The following is a 16,300-nucleotide window of genomic DNA, read 5'->3' on the forward strand; positions in this document are numbered from 1 at the left end:
TCGGAGTCACCGAGGGCCGCGCTGTCGGACATGGCGTGACCTTCCTGCCTCATCGGCTCCGTTCGGCCTGATGTCTGAAGGCTAGGCAGGATGGCGTGCCGCTCGCTGCGGTCCTAGGTCACCGCTGTCGAGGACCAATGGCAGTTCGTCGGACCTCGGCTGCCGGCAGGTCTTGGGGCACCTACCGGCGCATCGAACCGCTTCCGGAACCGCCGCGACACCCAGTCGAGGAACGATTGTTGCTACTCGATGTGGACTGAACGGCCGTGCAGGATCATCCGTGGGTTGTCGAAGGCAGGTGTTGGGCGCAGATCGCCTCGACGAACTCGCCGACGGTCTGATCGGGGAGCCTGCGGGCGAGGTCGGCTTCGGTGATGATGCCGACGAGTCTTCCCTGCTCGGTCACCGGCAGCCGGCGAATCTGGTGCTGCTCCATCAGCGCGATTGCCTCGGTGATGTCGGTGGCGGCGTCGACGGTCAGCAGGTCATCGCCTTGGGCGAGCTCGCCCGCGGTGGTGGTTTTCGGGTTTTCGCCGAGCGCGATGACCTTGATGATGATGTCGCGGTCGGTCACGATCCCGACGGGGCGTCCTTCGCCGTCACAGATCGGCAGCGCACCGACGTCGAGTTGGCGCATGCGTTGCGCTGCGGTCTCCATCGTGTCGCGAACGGTAATGCAGGCCACGTCGGGATGCATTACCGCCTCGGTATTCGTCATTAACTGCACCTCCGTACTCGTGGTCGACACTCCCTGCCGGACCCATCATCCGCCTGCAGCGGCCTCGCGACCAGGGGCATCACGAGGATTCTGTGCGGACCATTCGTGTGGAACCTGGACATCCGATGACTATCGACCCCCTACGCGGAACCAGTGCCCGTCCATGCGGCCGCATCCCGATATCCCCGGCTACGGCGGTGGCGGTACCTGAGGCAACGGCACGGACCAGCGAAGGATCGTGCCACCGGAAGGATTCGGTTCCACCCCGAATGTTCCTCCGGCTTCCTCGGTGCGTGCCGCCATATTCGCCAGGCCGCTGTGGCGTTCGATGATGTCAGGGAGACCGACGCCGTCGTCGATGACCTCGAGGACGACGTCGTCGCCGATCGTCAGCTTGACGGAAACAGCGCTGGCACGTGCGTGCCGGACAACGTTGCTGAGACCTTCTCGGAGCACGGCCTCCACATGGTCGAACATGGTGGGGCTCAGCACCGATACGGGTCCGGACAGTCTGATGGACGTGCGGAGGTCCGTTTCTGCGGTCATCTCGCTGACGAGGGCGTGTAGCCGTTTGCGTAGGACTGGTGTCTCGGCGGTCGAACCAGCGTGCAGGTCGAAGATCGAATGCCGGATGTCTTGCACGATCGACTGGATGTCATCGATGGTGTCGGCGAGCCGGGATTTCACCTCGGGTGCGCGTGCACGCTGCGCTGTTCCTTGCAGGGACAGGCCAACGGCGAAGAGGCGCTGGATAACGTGGTCGTGCAGGTCGCGTGCGATCCGATCGCGTTCTGAGACGACATCGAGATCACGCATCCGTCGCTGTGTATCGGCGAGTTGCAGTGCGAGGGCGGCTTGGTCGGCAAAGGCGGTCATCATTCTTCGCCCGGTCGAATCCAGCACTGCCATGTCCGCCGGGCGCACCGTGACCAGCACTCCGATGACCGAGTGTCCTGCTCGTAGTTGCGACGTTTCCGTCGACGCGCCCGCGGCATCCGATACGGGTGGCAGGTCCTCGGCTGCGGGCGAGTCGGCAATGCGCTGGAACCTCAGGTCCGCCGCCGACCAGCGAACCGGGATGCGCTGTCCTATCATGTCGGCGTCAGCACCCGCCGCCGACATGACCACGAGCTCGGTGACCTCCTCGCTCGGTGTGTCCGGGTCCTCGGGGAGAGCGAGGTAGGCCGCGGCCGACCGCGTCAATGCCAGTGCGCGCGCGGTGATCAGTTGGAGAACATCGATGGGATCTGCATGGGCGAGGACAGCGGTGGCGACCTCCTGCGTCGCCTCCAGCCACTGCTGGCGGACTCGGGACTCCTCATAGAGGCGGGAGTTGGCGATCGCGATGCCTGCCGCGGCCGCCAAGGCCTGGACGACGACCTCGTCATCCGCGGTGAATTCTTGGTCGTTGGCTTTCTCGGTCAGGTACAGATTGCCGAAGATCTCGTCACGAACCTGAACGGGAACACCGAGGAATGTGCGCATCGGTGGATGGTGCGGGGGGAATCCGACCGACGACGGATGCTGGGACAGATCGGTGAGCCGGATCGGTTTGGGCTGTTCGAAGAGGAGACCGAGGACACCGTGGCCCTGGGGTAGGTCGCCGATCAGAATGCGGGTGTGGTCGTCGATGCCTTCGTAGATGAATTCGGACAGTCTCGTGGAGCTCTTGTCGGCTTCCTTGACGCCGAGCGCGCCGAAACGGGCGTCGACCAGCTCGATGGCGGTGTGCACGATCGATCGCAGCGTGTTGTCCAAATCCAGGCCGGCGGTAATGACCAGCATGGCCTCGATGAGCCGGTCCATCTGGTCGCGCACACCGATGATCTCGGAGATGCGATCTTGCACCTCGTTGAGGAGTTCGCGCAGTCGCGTTTGGGCCAGTGTCTCGATCACCGGGGGTCGGTCGTTCTGGCTGGAACCCGCCGAAGGACCATCCATACCCGCATTCTGGCATTCAGAATCCCGCCGAGCGGAGTGATGCTCGGAATGAGCGCGGCCCGCGCCGCTCAGGGCGTGTCCTTTCGTGATGGATCGAGCTTGGATGCCAGCAGCGCGGCCTGTGTGCGGCGCTCAACGCCCAGCTTGGTCAGCAGCCGGGAGACGTAGTTCTTCACCGTCTTCTCGGCCAGGAACATCCGTGCGGCGATCTGCCGGTTGGTCAAACCTTCGCCCAGCAAGGCCAGCAGCTTCCTTTCCTGTCCGGTCAGACCGGCGAGGGGACCCTTCTGTTCTTCCGCTTCGGTTCTGAGCTTGGCCATCAGCGCGGCGGCGGCGCGATTGTCGAGCAAAGATTTCCCCGCGCCGACAGCACGGATGGCGTCGACGAGATCGGTCGTACCGATGTCCTTCACGACGTATCCACTCGCCCCGGCAAGAATCGCATCGAGCATGGCTTGCTCATCGGTGAACGAGGTCAGGATCAAGCATCGCAGATCGTTATCGTGAGTGAGCAGCTCGCGGCACAGCTCGATGCCGTTACCGTCAGGCAGCCGGACATCCAGCACAACGACCTCCGGCCGGGTGGCGGGGATGTGGGCCAGCGCATGATCGACGGTGCCTGCCTCACCGACGACCTCGAGGTCGGGTTCGGCGCTGATCAGGTCGCCCACGCCGCGTCGCACGATTTCGTGATCATCGACCAGGAATACTCGGACCATCGGCCGACTCCTTTCACCGATGCCTCCAGCTTACGAAGAATGCAGGTCACAGAGGTATCGCCGAGTCGTGGACGTGACTTCGCTTAGTGCGCAGCGTCGTCCTAGGCGCCTTCTTCGATGTCATCGAGTTCGGCCTCGAAGCCCTCTTTGAGCTCCTTGAGACCCTCACCCGCGCCGATTACGGCTATCAGACTGCCGAGGATGACATCGATCCATCTGAGCCAGCGTTTGAGGGGGCCTGGCGCCGGGGCTGCGCGGCCTGCTCCACGAGCGTTGCTCCACCCTGCACGTTTGAACGCCAGTTCAGCACCGGAGAGCCCTGCTCCGTCGAGTCTTTCGTCGTAATCCCCGCTGTTCACCGCCGCTATCAAACGACCGATGTCGTCGCGTTGCTGCACTGCATGCCAAGCCGGCCACAGACTCTCCACGATCACGCCAGGCATATCCCGACCGCCCACATCGAAGATCATGGACAGGTCGTCGGATGTTGCGTTCAAGAACTGGACGAGAAACTCACGATCCGCGGAGTCCATAGATCGAAGCTACCCGCGTTCCACAGGGAAGGGCAGGGATTTCGGCGGGTGTCTTCGCCGGCGTTTCACCTTGCGGCTGTGGGAATTCGGGCTTACCGACGAGCTGCCCGGGAACGACGAACCATCGTTTCAGATGGAGCTCAGCGCCGCATCGAAAGGCTCTGACCTCGGTATTTACCCGCGAGGTGTCGGAGTAAGGAGCGTAAAGTAGTCCTGGCCCGAGGTGTGTCTGCCGGTCGCGAGGATCGCGTGAGACCGTCGCTGGGCGTGCCGAAGTATGAATCGTCGGTCACGGATGCGCCCCGGAACCGGACGTCCGCGGATGAACGGTCGTCCCTATTCCCTGATGATTGGTCCGTCGGTTCGGCGGACCGGTCCAGTGAGAGGCGGAACGCTATGACAGGTCGGGTTGTGCACTTCGAAATCCCCTATGACGACGGTGACCGCGCGCGAGATTTCTATCGTGACGCGTTCGGCTGGCAGGTCAACGAAGTGCCGGATATGGACTACACGCTCGTCATGACAGGGCCGCTCGGCGCGGACGGCATGTCGTCGGAGCCGGGCTACATCAACGGAGGTTTGACCGCGCGTGGTCAGGTGGCGGCGCCGGTAGTGACGGTCGATGTCGACGATATCGACGGCGCTCTTGACAAGATCCAATCACTGGGCGGCAAGATCGTCGGCCCGAAATTTCCTGTGGGGGAGATGGGTTTCGCGGCGTACTTCGCCGATCCTGAAGGCAATGTCGTCGGATTGTGGGAGTCGGCTCAGGAAACGTGAGAGCAGGTCGTACGTCGAAGGTCTCCTGTTCGCGCCTCGCGCGAGGCGGCGGAGACAACGCACGACGCTGTCAACAACCTGCCGCAACGCGCAGTGGCGGGATGCTTGTGCTGTGTCTCTAGACGTGAACGCGGGCGTTGGTGATGTGTCCAGATCCGATCTTGTTCGTCCGGTGATGTGCTCGGCGGGTTCTAGGTTGGTGCTGATTCCCCCGCAGTCGACCAGCTGGAAGGTGCAGGGCGCGAGCTGCGGCCAAGACAGGAGCTTCACGTCTCATGATCGGATCCGAAACAGCCCGCCGGACGGTGGCGATCGCGGTGGCCGTGGTGGGCGCAGCGTCGGGTGTGGCCGCGGTGACGCCGAATGCGACGGCCGAGCCGACCTCATCGATCACCGGCTCGTGGGCCGTGGACGAGCGCACGGTGCAAGTGCGGGTGCATTCGGCGTCCATGGACACCGACATCATGGTGGACGTGTTGCGGGCGGCGGATCGGTCGAAGCCTGCCCCGACGTTGTATCTGCTCAACGGCGGTGGCGGCGGAATGGACAGCGCGACCTGGCAGCAGAACACCGACGTGACGGATTTTCTGGCCGACAAACAGGCGAATGTGGTGCAGCCGATCGGTGGGCGCTGGAGCTACTACACCGATTGGCGTGCGCCGGATCCGAAACTGGGTGTGTACAAGTGGAAGACGTTCCTCACCGAGGAGTTGCCGCCGCTGATCGACGCCGAATTCGGTACCACCGGTGTAAACGCGATCGCGGGTCTGTCGACCTCGGGTACCTCGGTATTGCAATTGCCGATCGCGAAGCCGGGCTTGTATCGCGCGGTGGCCGCCTACAGTGGGTGCGCGCAGACCAGTGATCCGATCGGTCAGCAGTTCGTGAAACTGGCGGTGGAGTCGTGGGGCGGTGGCGATACCGAGAACATGTACGGGCCGCCGGGTGACCCGATGTGGGCGGCCAACGATCCCTATGTCAACGCCGAAGGGCTGCGTGGGCTGAAGCTGTTCATCTCGACCGGGACACGCGTTCCCGGGATGTATGACACGTACAACGGTGAATATGCGCAGCCGGGCCCGCGGGGTTTCGCCAATCAGCTGGCGCTGGGTGGGTTGATCGAGGCCGCCGTGAACTGGTGCACGCACAACCTACAAGGCCGGCTGCAGCAGCTGGGCATCCCTGCCACCTTCGATTTCCAGCCGACCGGTACCCATTCCTGGGGATATTGGCAGGAGGCGATGAAGAACTCCTGGCCGGTCCTGGCGGAAGGCCTGGGGTTGCCGCGATGAGCGGGCGCGCACGGGTGGTCCGCGGGTGATCGATATGGGTAGCATCGTCCCGGCCGAGTCGGCCCGGGAAACCCGGGTCTTGCCCGGCCCGTGCCTTGCGCTGGATGGTGTGCTGGCCGCACCTGCCGGGTTCGGCGCGGCCACAGCGATGAGAAACCGATAGGGGCGCCGAGATGCAACCGGCACTGCGATGTCTGGTCTGGGAACTGGACAACACGCTGTGGGACGGCGTCGTCTACGACGGCACCGTCGGGGCACTGGATCATTCAGCATTGCGCACACTGCGCATTCTGAGTGAACGTGGGATGTGGCATGCCGTGGCCAGCCGCGGCGATCGCGGCCGCACCGCGGATATGCTGCGCAAGCACGGATTGCACGAGATGTTCTCGGTGGTGGAGATCGGTTGGGGTCGTAAGTCGTCGGCCATCGTCAGGATCAGCCACACTCTCGGCCTGCGCTTGGACTCGATCGGGTTCGTCGACCCCGAGCCCGTCGAACGTGCGGAGGTCGCACGGGCACTGCCGCTGGTGCGCTGCTACGCCGCCCGTAACGCGGGGAGCCTGCTGAATCACCCGGACTTCCGCCCGGTGGTTCGCCCCGACCGCGACCTCACCCCGCCACTCGGGTTCGCGAGGGTGCCTGCGCGGTAAACCCTTGGGGGAGTAGGTCAGCCGACTCGGTCACTCAGCTGCACGCGCCGATGAACACCTCGCACTACCGTCAGGTCGACAGCACCCGCGGCGTACCCTTCGACCGGACCGGCACGTCAGGCGATGGCGGAGAAGACCCGCCCTCGATGCGCGTTGAGGTTCGGCGCTTTCGAGGGCGGGCTGTGAATCTCAGCGGTGTTTGCCGCGCCGAATGAAGGTCGCCGCCTGTTCACCGATGAGGACCGACGGTGCGTGCGTATGTCCGCGCACCAGGACCGGCATCACCGATGCGTCGGCAACGCGCAGACCCTGCACACCACGCACCTCGAGCTGAGGGGTGACGACGCTGGCGGAATCGGCGCCCATCCGGCACGTGCCCGCCGGGTGGTACAGGGTGTGGGAGTAGCCGTTGAGCGCCAGCGCCAAGGTGTCCTCGATATCGGCGGGAGCCTGCGGCGGGTAGATGATCGGTCCGAGTACCGATTTCAGTGCCGGGGACTCCGCCAACCGGACACAGGTCCGCAAGCCGGACAGGAGCGCTGCCCGATCGGCACCGTCGGCGTCCGACAGATAGCGGGGGTCGATGATCGGCTTGGCCGCCGGATCCTTCGACGCGAGGTTGATCCGGCCCCGGCTGTGCGGGCGCAACAGCACCGTCGCCAGCACCACACCGTGCTCGGTGGGTTCGCGCAAGCCCTCGTAGAAGAACGGGGCGGGCGCGAAGACGAGCTCCAGATCGGGCAGCTCCAGCTCGGGGTTGCTGCGCAGGAAGCCGTACGCCTCACCGACATTGGAGGTCAGCATCCCGCGGTGACGCAGCAGATAGTCGAGCAGCTGCCGTGGCTTCTCGGCCGCGAAGAGGGAATCGCCTCCGACTCCGTACCCGACCGCGGTGACCAGATGGTCCTGGAGATTGGCCCCGACCTCCGGCGCGTGATACACGGTCTCGATGCCGTGGCGGCTCAACTCCTCCCGGTCGCCGATGCCCGACAGCATGAGCAGCTGCGGGCTGTTGATCGCCCCGCCACACAACACCACCTCGCGGCGCGCGTTCGCGGTGACCGTGGCCTCGCCCTGCCGGAATTCGACGCCGGTGGCGCGGGTGCCGTCGAACCGCACACGCGTGGCAAGCGCCTCCGAGCGGACGATCAGATTCGGCCTGCGCAGCGCCGGTCGCAGATAGGCGTCGGCGGTGCTCCAGCGCCTGCCACCGTGCTGGGTGACCATGGTCTGGCTGAAACCTTCCGGCTCCGGCCGGTTCGCGGGCTCGACCCGGTAACCGGATTCGCGCACCGCCTCCAGATAGGCGGCGGTGACCGCGCGCGGGCTGCGCTGATGAGAGATGTGCAGCGGGCCGTCGGTTCCTTGGTCGGGATACTGGGCGTCCTCGACGTTCTCGATGCGCCGGAACTGCTCGACGACCTTGGCGAAACTCCAGTCCTCTCCCGCCAGCAACGCCCACTCGTCATAGTCGGCGCGGAACCCGCGCACCCACATCATGGCGTTCATCGACGACGACCCACCGAAGGTCTTACCGCGCGGCCAGTAGATCTGCCTGCCGTCGAGCTCCGGTTGCGGTTCGGTCAGATAGTCCCAGTCCACTTCGCTGCGGAACAGCTTGGAGAAGCCGGCCGGAATATGGATGAACTTGTTCTTGTCCCGCGGCCCCGCCTCCAACAGCACCACCGTGGTATCCGGATCGTCACTGAGCCGCGCAGCCAGCGCCGCACCCGCCGACCCCGCCCCGACGATCACATAGTCCGCAGTGACCTCACCAGTTCCCACTGTTCATCTCCGATCTCGCTATGTACGGCAAACATACGAGCACGTGGCGGCCACCGGGCCGGATTTCCGGCATCTGGCCGGATCGTGCGCGGCCGGCAGCGCACGATCCGTGTGCGCCCCGCAGACCAGGGCCTGCGGGGCGCACACGGGACGATCGATCAGCCTGCCGCTGTGGTGCTGTCGCGGCGGGCGGGGATGGTCGGCAGCTTCAGCGCGGTGGGAGCGTTGGCGGGGACGACCGGGTTGTGCGGAGCGATGGGGGCGATGCGCTGGTAGGGGTTTCCCTGCGCGGGGCGCTGGTCTTGCTCGCCTTTGTTGGGCCAGTAGGCGGCGGCGCGCTCGGCTTGGGCGGTGATGGTCAGCGACGGGTTGACGCCGAGGTTGGCCGAGACGGCGGCACCGTCGACGACGCTGAGCGTGGGATAGCCGTAGACGCGGTGGTAGGCGTCGATGACGCCGGAGTCGCGGTCGGCGCCGATGGCCGCGCCGCCGAGGAAGTGCGCGGTGAGCGGAATGTTGAATACCTCGCCCCAGGTGCCGCCTGCGATGCCGCCGATCTTGTCGGCGACCCGGCGGGTGACGTCGTTACCCGCGGGAATCCAGGTCGGGTTGGGTTCACCGTGCCCCTGCTTGGAGGTGAGTTTGCGCCCGAACAGTCCGCGTTTGGTGTAGGTGGTGATGGAGTTGTCCAGATGCTGCATGACCAGCGAGATGATCGTGCGCTCACTCCAGTTGCGCACGCTCAGGAAGCTCAGCAGCGTCAACGGGTGCAGCAGGGCGATGCCGAGGAAGCGCAGCCAGCGCGGGACACGTCCGCCGCCGTCCACCATCAGGGTCTGCAGCAGGCCCATCGAGTTCGATCCCTTGCCGTAGCGGACCGGTTCCATATGGGTGTCGGGGGTGGGGTGGATCGAGGACGTGATCGCCACGCCCTTGGTGAAGTCCCGTCCCGGCGTGACCTTCTTGGTCGCCGCGCCGACGATGGATTCGGAGTTGGTGCGGGTGAGCACACCCAACTGATCCGAAACATCGGGCAGCACGCCCCGATCACGCATCGCATGCAGCAGTTTCTGTGTGCCGAGGGTGCCAGCGGCGAGCACCACATGGCCCGCGGTGTAGGTGGCGGGGCTCTTGCGCACCCATGCTCCGGTCCGTTCGGTCGATACCTCCCAGGTGCCGTCGGCCTTGGGGAGCAGCGCGGTGACCGTCGTCATCGGAATCACCTGTGCGCCCGCCTTTTCCGCGAGGTACAGGTAGTTCTTCACGAGCGTGTTCTTAGCGCCGAACTTGCAGCCGACCATGCAGTCACCACATTCCAGGCAGCCGGTGCGATCGGGACCGACACCACCGAAGTAGGGGTCTTCGACGGTCTTGCCCGGCTCTCCGAAGAACACGCCGACCGGTGTCTGGACGAAGGTATCGCCGACACCCATGTCCTCGGCGACCTGTTTGAACACCTCGTCGGCCGGGGTCATATGCGGGTTGCGCACGACGCCGAGCATCTTCTGGGCCTGCTCGTAGTACGGGGTCAGCTCATCGCGCCAGTCGGTGATATCGCGCCACTGGGCGTCCTGGAAGAACGGCTCCGGCGGCACATACAGGGTGTTGGCGTAATTGAGCGATCCGCCACCGACGCCGGCGCCGCCGAGGATCAGCACATCACGCAGCGGGTGGATGCGCTGGATGCCGTAGCAGCCGAGCTTGGGCGCCCACAGGAACTTGCGCAGATCCCAGCTGGTCTTGGGCAGTTCGTCGTCGGCGAAGCGGCGGCCTGCCTCGATGATGCCGACCTTGTAGCCTTTCTCCACCAATCGCAGCGCCGTAACGCTGCCGCCGAATCCGGACCCGACGATGAGTACGTCGTAGTCCGTCGCGTGCTTGGACATGGGGTAACTCCTCGGTCGGCGTCGGCAGTGACGCCGGTTACGCTAATGACGACAGTTGGAACTGTCAACGAAGGGTGCGCTTGGTATCTATGCTGGTCGAGTGTCCCGATACAGCCGCACCCAGCTGGCCGAACTGAGTGGCGTCCCGGCGCGAACGATCCGCTACTACCATTCGCTCGGTTTGCTCCCCAAGGCCGAACGGGTCGGCAAGGAAGCCCTCTACCGCGACGAACACGTCGACCGGCTGCGCGACATCCTCGCCATGCAAGCCCGCGGGCTGCGCCTGGACGCGATACGTGAAGTGTTCGCCGCCGAGGCCGGACAGGGCACCGCCGACTGGCGTGCGGTGTTCGATCCCCGCCAGCCCGGCCCGTCTGATCAATCCGCCGTCCTCGATGACGACGAGCTCACCGAACTCCTCGGCGACCGCCGCCCCGAGATTCTCGACGAGCTGCTGGCCGCGCAGTATCTGGAGCGGCGCGGCAACAACTGGGCGATCCCGGACCTGCCGATGCTCAAAGGGGCTCTGATCCTCTACGACGTCGGCACCGACGTCACCCTCAGTGGCGCGTTGCGCAAGGTGATCCGGGCGCGCATCGCCGAACTGGCCGACGAAATGGTGCGCACCTTCCGTGACGCCGCCGCGACCAGCTATGGCGGTGAGGGTATCGGCAGTGACCTCAGCCGATTCCGGGAACGCTTCCGTGCCGCCGCCTGGGAGGTCGGTGGCGCGACATTGGCCGACGAGATCGAACGCGCGGTCGCCGAACTCGACGAATCCGGTCGCTGACGCTCGATCACGGGGGAGCGGTGATCACTATTGTTGACATCGCTCTCTGAAATGCGCCAGGGTGACACCCATGACCACACCCCGAGCACGTGCCCGCGCCCAGACCATGGAGGACATCAAACGCATCGCGCGCACCCAGCTGGCCACCGAGGGTGCCGCGGCGCTGTCGCTGCGGGCCGTGGCGCGTGAACTCGGCGTGGTCTCCTCGGCCGTCTACCGTTACGTCCGCAGCCGCGACGAACTGCTGACGCTGCTGGTGGTCGACGGCTACGACGCGCTCGGTGACGCCGTCGACGCTGCGATCGTCGCAGCCCCCGCCGACCCGGCCACCCGGCTGCGTGCCGCCGCGCACGCCGTCCGGGACTGGGGCCTGGCCGAACCCGCCTGGTACGGATTGCTTTTCGGCACCCCCGTCCCCGGATACGCGGCACCCGCCGACCAGACAGTCACGCCGGGCACCCGCGTGATCGCGACGCTGCTGCGCAGCATCGAAACCGCCCACCGCGACGGCGCACTCACCGCACCTGCCGCATCACCCCCGATCTCGCCCGCCACGATCGCCGACTTCACGCGTATCCGCGATGAATTCGACATCGAGCTGCCGGATCAGCTGTTGGCGCGTGCCCTCGTCCTGTGGAGCGCACTGTTCGGCGCAGTCGGCTTCGACGTGTTCGACATGTACGGGTCGGACACCTTCACCGACCGCGCCGAGGTGTTCGACCTGCAATTGACCGGCTGGCTGGAACTACTGGGCCTCCACTAGGCGCCTGTTCCTGGGCGCAGACCACCGCACAGGATGAGCGCCGTACGGGTGAACAGCGGTGCCAGCTCCGGCAATTCCGCGGCCCCTCGCTCGGAGAGGCAGGCCACGATGCGATCCCCGATGCCGCCGATGAGCATATCGATCAGTTCGGGCTCCGGCTCGGCGGGAATCTCGCCGCGCTCGGCACCGATCCGCCCGACGGCCGTGATGTGCTCGGCGAACAGGCGATGCACCCGCGCCCGATGCTGCATCAGCGTGGGACCGGCCGCCAGGATCTCGATGTAGAGCGCACGCGTGGCAGCCGGTTGTGCGGCCAAGATTTCGAGAAAGACCCGGAACGAGGTGTGCACTCGATCGGCGAATGCCGTGTCCTCGCTCAGTGCGATGGTCTCGGCGAGCTTGCGCAGGCAATCGGCCACTGCGTTGTCGTACGCGGCGGCGAAGCATTCCTCCTTGCCGCCGAACAGCGCGTAGAAGGTTCGCCGCGCGACCCTGGCCCGGCCGACGATCTCGGTGACCGTCGTTGGCGCGTAGCCCAGCTCGCCCACCGCCTCCAATGCGGCCGCGCACAGCCGCAGGTACTGGGAGTTCTCGACCTCCTCGCGGGTGAGGCGGTGCGGGCCATGGGGCAGCCGATCAGGTGCTCCTTCAGTCAGCACGGTCATATGTTCAGGATATGAGGCGAGGCGACACCGAACGCCGTTCGTATCCTCGATCCTGGTGAGACTCAGGCCATAGTTGCCACCAAATGTGATCCATCCTATGGTTACCCGAGAGTCAGGAACGACGAAGTTCCGCTCTGTCGGGATGAGGGACACATGATCAGATATCGACGTCTCGTCCGGAGTGTCGTGGCATGCCTGGTGAGTATCGTCGCGGTCACTACCGCGCTGGTGGCAGCCCAGACCGGCCAGGCGCAACCGGACGGCGGCGCGCTCGGCGCACACTGGACCGCCACCCACGACGGGCCACGCGCCTATCCGAACGTGCACATCGACTGGGACGTGCCGATCACCATGAGCGACGGCACCGTCCTCAAAGGCAACGTCTACCGTCCGGCGGACGCCGCGGGCAGGCCCATCGAGGACAAGACGCCGACCATCGTCAACCTGACCCCGTACACGAAACTCGTCGGCAATATCCTGGACTCGGCACTCACCTTCCCGGTGCTCGCCGACGCCCTCACCGAGATCTTCAAGACCTTCGACCTGTCCGCCTTCGGCCTCGGCGGCCTCACCGAAATCACCAAGGCCATGCCCGCGGGCACCCTGCGTTCCTTCGGCGTGGACCGCGAACTCGTGCAGAGCGGCTACACCCAGGTCGTCGTCGATGTCCGCGGCACCGGGTTCTCCCAGGGCACCTGGCAGGTCTTCGGAGAACGCGAGCAGCTCGATGGTGTGGAAGTGGTCGACTGGGCCGCGGCCCAACCCTGGTCCACCGGCAAGGTCGGCATGACCGGCATCTCCTACTCGGCCATCAACCAGCTGCACACCGCCGAACGCAAACCCGAAGCGCTACAAGCGATCTTCCCGATCGTGCCGGGCAGCGACCTGCTGCGCGACATCGCCGCCACCGGCGCGGGCGTCGGATTCGGCTTCCTGCCCGCCTGGCTGCTCGCCGTCAACACCTCCAAGCTGATTCCCGACGTCACATCGATGGTCGATGGCACCTTCGACTGGAAATGGCTCGCCGACCGCGTCCAGGACCCGATGACGTTCTTCAACTACTTCCTGGCGGCACTGACCGTGCCGAGCGTCGACGCCATCCCGCCGCATCTGATGGAACTCATCCAGGACGACAGCCCTATCCGGAAATCCTGGCTCGGCCACCCCGACAAGGTCGACATTCCGACCTTCGTCTACGGCGGCTGGCACGACATCTTCACGTACTCCTCCCCGCGGGTCTACAACGCCGTCGATGTCCCCGACTCGCAGAAGAAGCTCATCATGGGCGACATCTACCATCTGACCACCGGCAGCGGAAACGGCCTTCCCGGCGCGCCACCGCGGTTGGATGTGCTGCAACGCGCCTGGTTCGACAAGTGGCTCAAGGGCATCGACAACGGCATCGACACCTACGACAACGTCACCCTGTGGCAGCAGGGCGGCGGCTGGACCAGCACAACCGCCTTCCCGCGCCCCGGCATGGACTATCGCCGCATGTATCTCGACGCCGCCCCCTCCGGCACCGTGGCAAGCGTCCACGACGGAAGCCTCACCACCGCCCCCGGCGCACCGGCTCAGCTCACCGTCGCACCCGGGCTCGCGACCCTGTGCTCGCGCGATTCGGCCACCGGCACCGCGGGCATCACCGGGATCCTCGACGCCTGCGCCAAGGATTCGCGTATCAGCGAAACCAGCGCACTGACCTTCACCAGCGCACCCGTCCAGGGCGCGACCCAGATCTCGGGTCCGATCAACCTGCACCTCAACGCCGTTCACGACGCGACCGATGGCTACTGGTCGGTCACCGTCAACGATGTCGCACCCGACGGCCGCTCCACCGTGCTGACCAGCGGCCAGCTCACGGCCTCGCTGCGCAAGGTCGACGAGGGCAAGGCGAGTCGCTCCGCCAACGGTGACTACACCGATCCGTACCCGGTGCTCACCCTCGACACCAGGCAGCCGCTGGTCCCCGGGCAGCCGACCATCATCGATATCGGACTGACCGCGACCGACGCCATCCTGCAGCCGGGCCACCGGCTGCGGGTGGATGTCTACGCCATGAACTTCCCCCGTGGTCTACCACTGCGCCCGCTGCTCAACGAAAGCGAGCTCAAACCGCAGCATGTGCGCCTGGACCCGGCGCAGCCGAGCTGGATCAACATCCCTGTCTCGGGCACACCAGGCTGGTGACCCGGCACGGTCGGGATCGATCAGTTCAGCCGAACCCGGTGCTCCCGCCGCATCTCTGTGCGGCGGGAGCACCGGATCGTGCGTCTGGCTCGGCCAGGACGATTCCGCGAAACCAGCACCATCGGTCGCGTGGTCGATGATCGTTGTCCCTCGGTGGAACTTGCCGCAATCGACGACGCTGTGCTGGAAAGGCTCATCCGGATCGCGGTCACGGATACCGCCGCAGCCGAGGTGACGCCACCGATCAGGCACCGTCCGCGCGGAACGTCGCCGCACGCCGTCGTCGACGGCCGATCCGGACGGCGGCCATCCATATCCGTCGTGCTCAATCCGTCGCCGGCGTGAGATCCGATCCTGTGTTCTCGGGTGGTGTGGTCACCACATCGATCTGCTCGCCCACATAACGAATCACCACCGCGACCACTGCCGCCACCGGCACCGCGAGGAAGGCGCCGGTGATTCCGTACAGCGCGCCACCACCGGTCACCGCCAGCAACACGATCACGGCGTGCAATTTCATGCTGCGGCTCTGTAGCACCGGCTGCAGCACATTGCCTTCCAGCTGCTGCACCGCGATGATGATGCCGAGCACGATCAACGCGGTGGTCACACCATTGGCCACCAACGCGACCAGCACTGCCAGCGCGCCTGCGACGAATGCACCCACCATCGGAATGAACCCGCCGAGGAAGGTGATCACCGCAAGCACCAGGGCCAGCGGAACGTCCAAGATCACCAGTCCGAGTCCGATCAGCACCGCATCGATGAGACTGACCAGCGCCTGGGTGCGGATGAACCCTCCGAGCACGACCCACACCCGGGCCAGGACCTCCTCGAGATGCCGCCCGCTCGAGGAGCCGACCGTGCTGTGCAGCCACGGCATGAAACGCGGCCCGTCCTTGACGAAGAAGAACGACAGGACCAGCACGAGGAACAGCGTGATCAGCGCCGACGTCGCGGCACTGACACCGCTGAACACACCGGTCGCGATCTGCTCGGCACTGGACTGCAGCCGTGATACCAACGCCTCGACCGCCGAATCCAGCTGCTCATCACGCACATTCAACGGCGGACCCTGCAACCAGTCACGCACCTGGTTGATGCCCTCGGTCGACTTGTCGGCCAGCGCGGGCGCCTGATCGACCACCGATGGCACGATCAGCGCGATCACTCCGGACAACACCGCGAGGAATCCGATCACCGTGATGGACGCGGCCGCGGCCGGACGTAACCGGTGCTGGATCAGCCAGCGAGTCGGTGGCCACAGCACCGTGGCGACCACGATCGCCAGCAGCACCGGCAGCAACACCACCCACAGCTTGGCGGCGATGTACCCGATCACCCAGATACCCGCCGCGATCGCGACGATGCACAACGACCACTTCGCCAGCCACAGCACGCCGACACCGATGACATCGCCGCGATCCTGCGTCGGAACGCGGTCGGTCTCGCTGGTCTCGGTCTTACCCTCGTTCGGCCCGTTCACGCCGCCAGTCTTACATGGATCCGGCGACCGGACCGTGTGCGACAACCGCCGCGGTCACCCGACCGTGCCGACGAGGTGCGAACAACGACCGGCCACCGGACA

Annotated in this window: 14 protein-coding genes; 6 read left to right on the plus strand and 8 right to left on the minus strand. The window is 65.6% G+C overall.

What is annotated here, in order from left to right; all coding sequences use genetic code 11:
* Positions 1 to 274: 274 nt before the first annotated feature.
* The 4 genes from GV792_RS01405 to GV792_RS01420 form a co-directional block, all read right to left on the minus strand.
* Positions 275 to 718 carry a CBS domain-containing protein gene (locus GV792_RS01405; protein WP_163821748.1) on the minus strand — a complete coding sequence of 148 codons (444 nt, stop codon included), beginning with the start codon at positions 716 to 718 and terminating at the stop codon, positions 275 to 277.
* A gap of 189 nt (positions 719 to 907) precedes the next feature.
* Complete coding sequence (locus tag GV792_RS01410) at positions 908 to 2,659, minus strand: sensor histidine kinase (RefSeq protein WP_163821749.1); 1,752 nt, start codon at positions 2,657 to 2,659, stop codon at positions 908 to 910.
* Between the two features lie 68 nt (positions 2,660 to 2,727).
* On the minus strand, positions 2,728 to 3,378 hold the full coding sequence (locus GV792_RS01415) for a response regulator (protein ID WP_163821750.1): 651 nt from the start codon (positions 3,376 to 3,378) through the stop codon (positions 2,728 to 2,730).
* A gap of 101 nt (positions 3,379 to 3,479) precedes the next feature.
* Positions 3,480 to 3,911, minus strand: a complete 432-nt coding sequence (locus GV792_RS01420) for a hypothetical protein (RefSeq protein WP_163821751.1) — start codon at positions 3,909 to 3,911, stop codon at positions 3,480 to 3,482.
* Positions 3,912 to 4,307: 396 nt separating this feature from the next.
* On the opposite strand from GV792_RS01420, the gene GV792_RS01425 reads away from it, so the two are divergent.
* From GV792_RS01425 to GV792_RS01435, 3 genes are all read left to right on the plus strand, one after another.
* A complete protein-coding gene (locus tag GV792_RS01425; RefSeq protein WP_163821752.1) occupies positions 4,308 to 4,691 on the plus strand; it encodes a VOC family protein in 384 nt (127 codons plus the stop codon).
* A gap of 275 nt (positions 4,692 to 4,966) precedes the next feature.
* A complete protein-coding gene (locus tag GV792_RS01430) occupies positions 4,967 to 5,983 on the plus strand; it encodes an alpha/beta hydrolase (protein WP_163821753.1) in 1,017 nt (338 codons plus the stop codon).
* A gap of 173 nt (positions 5,984 to 6,156) precedes the next feature.
* A complete protein-coding gene (locus GV792_RS01435) occupies positions 6,157 to 6,633 on the plus strand; it encodes an HAD-IIIC family phosphatase (RefSeq protein ID WP_163821754.1) in 477 nt (158 codons plus the stop codon).
* A gap of 189 nt (positions 6,634 to 6,822) precedes the next feature.
* Here GV792_RS01435 and GV792_RS01440 read toward each other — a convergent pair whose 3' ends face one another.
* Both GV792_RS01440 and GV792_RS01445 read right to left on the minus strand, forming a co-directional pair.
* Entirely contained in the window at positions 6,823 to 8,418 is a 1,596-nt protein-coding gene (locus GV792_RS01440) for a GMC family oxidoreductase (protein WP_163821755.1), read from the minus strand.
* Between the two features lie 158 nt (positions 8,419 to 8,576).
* On the minus strand, positions 8,577 to 10,304 hold the full coding sequence (locus tag GV792_RS01445) for a GMC family oxidoreductase N-terminal domain-containing protein (protein WP_163821756.1): 1,728 nt from the start codon (positions 10,302 to 10,304) through the stop codon (positions 8,577 to 8,579).
* Between the two features lie 100 nt (positions 10,305 to 10,404).
* Between GV792_RS01445 and GV792_RS01450 the strand changes: the two genes are divergently transcribed.
* Complete coding sequence (locus GV792_RS01450) at positions 10,405 to 11,094, plus strand: MerR family transcriptional regulator (RefSeq protein ID WP_163821757.1); 690 nt, start codon at positions 10,405 to 10,407, stop codon at positions 11,092 to 11,094.
* Between the two features lie 70 nt (positions 11,095 to 11,164).
* A complete protein-coding gene (locus GV792_RS01455; protein WP_163821758.1) occupies positions 11,165 to 11,857 on the plus strand; it encodes a TetR/AcrR family transcriptional regulator in 693 nt (230 codons plus the stop codon).
* Here the strand turns inward: GV792_RS01455 and GV792_RS01460 are convergent.
* Complete coding sequence (locus GV792_RS01460) at positions 11,854 to 12,522, minus strand: TetR/AcrR family transcriptional regulator (RefSeq protein ID WP_163821759.1); 669 nt, start codon at positions 12,520 to 12,522, stop codon at positions 11,854 to 11,856. The two genes, GV792_RS01455 and GV792_RS01460, sit on opposite strands and share 4 nt — an antisense overlap.
* Before the next feature lie 153 nt (positions 12,523 to 12,675).
* Between GV792_RS01460 and GV792_RS01465 the strand changes: the two genes are divergently transcribed.
* Positions 12,676 to 14,712: a CocE/NonD family hydrolase gene (locus GV792_RS01465; RefSeq protein WP_163821760.1), complete on the plus strand. Its 2,037-nt coding sequence runs from the start codon at positions 12,676 to 12,678 to the stop codon at positions 14,710 to 14,712.
* A gap of 325 nt (positions 14,713 to 15,037) precedes the next feature.
* On the opposite strand, the gene GV792_RS01470 is transcribed toward GV792_RS01465, so the two are convergent.
* On the minus strand, positions 15,038 to 16,198 hold the full coding sequence (locus GV792_RS01470; RefSeq protein ID WP_163821761.1) for an AI-2E family transporter: 1,161 nt from the start codon (positions 16,196 to 16,198) through the stop codon (positions 15,038 to 15,040).
* Positions 16,199 to 16,300 lie beyond the last annotated feature (102 nt).

This window comes from Nocardia cyriacigeorgica (assembly GCF_010868145.1).
Lineage (GTDB): Bacteria > Actinomycetota > Actinomycetes > Mycobacteriales > Mycobacteriaceae > Nocardia > Nocardia cyriacigeorgica_D.